Origin of the sequence: Actinoplanes sp. NPDC051633 (genome assembly GCF_040681735.1) — a bacterium.
In the GTDB taxonomy this organism is placed as follows: Bacteria; Actinomycetota; Actinomycetes; order Mycobacteriales; family Micromonosporaceae; genus Actinoplanes.
Map to the genome: position 1 here is coordinate 1 of NZ_JBFAZH010001360.1, position 1,892 is coordinate 1,892.

Below are 1,892 nucleotides of genomic sequence, written 5' to 3' on the forward strand. Positions count from 1 at the left end.
TGTGGCCGGCCCCGACGTAGCGGAGGGCGTCGGCTGCTTCGTCGAGGGGGTAGGTGCGATCGATGACCGGCGTGACCTGCCCGGTCGCGAGGAGGTCGGCCAGGATGAGCAGGTCCTGGCGCTTCCCGACCGACAGGAAAGGCTTCAGCTGCTGACGGGTGAACCCGGACAGCACGCGCGCTTTGACGATCCGACCGATGGGGCCGAGCCAGCGGCCGCCGCGTCCGCTGTTGGGGATCAGGGTGCCGGTGGGCGTCAGCGCTCGGCGGACAGCCGCCAGGGGCTGGGCTTCCACGTTGTCGAGGTTGACGTCGTAGCGCTTCTCGGTGCGGGTGAAGTCGGCCCTCGTGCAGTCAACGACGTGGTCGGCACCGAGCGACCGGACCAGGTCGACGTTGCGGGTGCTGCACACACCCGTCACCTCGGCGCCAAACGCCTTGGCGATCTGTACGGCGAAGGAGCCCACGCCGCCCGACGCGCACGTGACCAGCACCGTCTGGCCCGGTCGAACGTTCGCGATGTCGCGCAACGCCTGCAACGCCGTCATGGCCGACGTGGGGACCGCTGCCGCGTCCACGACCGACAGGTTGGCGGGCACGGCCACGAGGTTGTCCGCCGGGACGCAGGCGTACTCCGCGAGCGTTCCAGCGGTGCTCCAGCCGAACACCTCCTCGCCGGGGCGGAGAGCGGTGACATCCTTCCCGACCGCGGCCACCACGCCGGCGAGGTCCATGCCAGGGATGCCGTGGCGCGGCCAGCGCAGCCCGAACGCCAGGCGCACCACGTACGGCTCACCGGTCATGACGAAGTAGTCGCCGGGATGTACTGAGGTCGCACCCACCTGGACGAGCACATCGCCTCCACCGGGCAGCGGTACCCCGACCTCGCACGACTCGAGCACTGAGGGCGGGCCGTAGCGGCGCTGGACGGCGGCCCGCATCGTCGCCGCCCCGGCCGGACTCGCCCCCGGTACCAGGCGTGCCCCGGCATTCGACGCTGTTCGGCCCCCACAGAAGCCTCCTTACCTCCCAGGTGACTCTCGCTGGCTCGTACGCTGTACGTCGTACGCCGTACTATTCTCGTACGCTGTACGATTGTCAAGCCGTTCAAGAAGCGAGGAGACCCGTGTCTGTGAGGAAGCAACGCCAGGTCGCGTCAAACGCAGGGCTGAGCAAGCAGCGGGTGGTGGTCGAGGCGGTCCGGCTCGCCGACCGCGAGGGGGTCGACGGGCTGAGCATGCGCCGGCTGGCTGGCGCGCTCGGCGCGGGCGCGATGTCGCTCTACCACTACGTGGCGAGCAAGGAGGAGTTGCTGGACGCCATGATCGACGTCGTGTTCGAGGAAATCGAGCTCCCGCCCGAGGAGACCGACTGGCAGACGGCGATGCGACGGCGGGCGGTATCCGCCCGACAGGTTCTCGCACGCCACCCGTGGGCGATCGGCCTGATGGAGTCGAGGACATCGCCGGGGCCCGCGAACCTCCGCCACCACGAGGCGGTCACCGCCTGCCTGCGGAGGGCTGGCTTCCCGGTCTTGATGGCGACGCACGCCAACTGGTTGCTCGACAGCTACGTCTACGGGTTCGCCCTGCAGGCAGCCAGCCTGCCGTTCGACACCGCCGACGAGCTCGCGGACATGACGGAGGACGTCTTCCTGCCCCAACTTCCTCCTGACCAGTTCCCCTACCTCAACGAGTCCGCCGCGGCGATCGTCGCTGCCGGCTACGACCCGGCAGAGGCGTTCATCTTCGGCCTCGACCTCGTCCTAGCTGCCCTCGATCCCCTGAAAGCCTCCGCGTAGCGACGCTCACGGACCGTCGCGCGGCCCTCTGCACCGCAGCTCAAATCCATAACCGCCGCACCACCGGGTGCTCCTACGGGCGTTCTTCTGTG

Annotated in this window: 2 protein-coding genes; one reads left to right on the top strand and one right to left on the bottom strand. The window is 69.3% G+C overall.

The genetic code is table 11. The features are described from left to right. Positions 1-940, bottom strand: a 940-nt coding sequence (locus AB0M20_RS40970; protein ID WP_364306653.1) for an NAD(P)-dependent alcohol dehydrogenase, incomplete at its 3' end; no start/stop codon positions are given. A 191-nt stretch (positions 941-1,131) separates the two neighbouring features. On the opposite strand from AB0M20_RS40970, the gene AB0M20_RS40975 reads away from it, so the two are divergent. Beyond that, positions 1,132-1,800 carry a TetR/AcrR family transcriptional regulator gene (locus tag AB0M20_RS40975; RefSeq protein ID WP_364306655.1) on the top strand — a complete coding sequence of 223 codons (669 nt, stop codon included), beginning with the start codon at positions 1,132-1,134 and terminating at the stop codon, positions 1,798-1,800. Positions 1,801-1,892 lie beyond the last annotated feature (92 nt).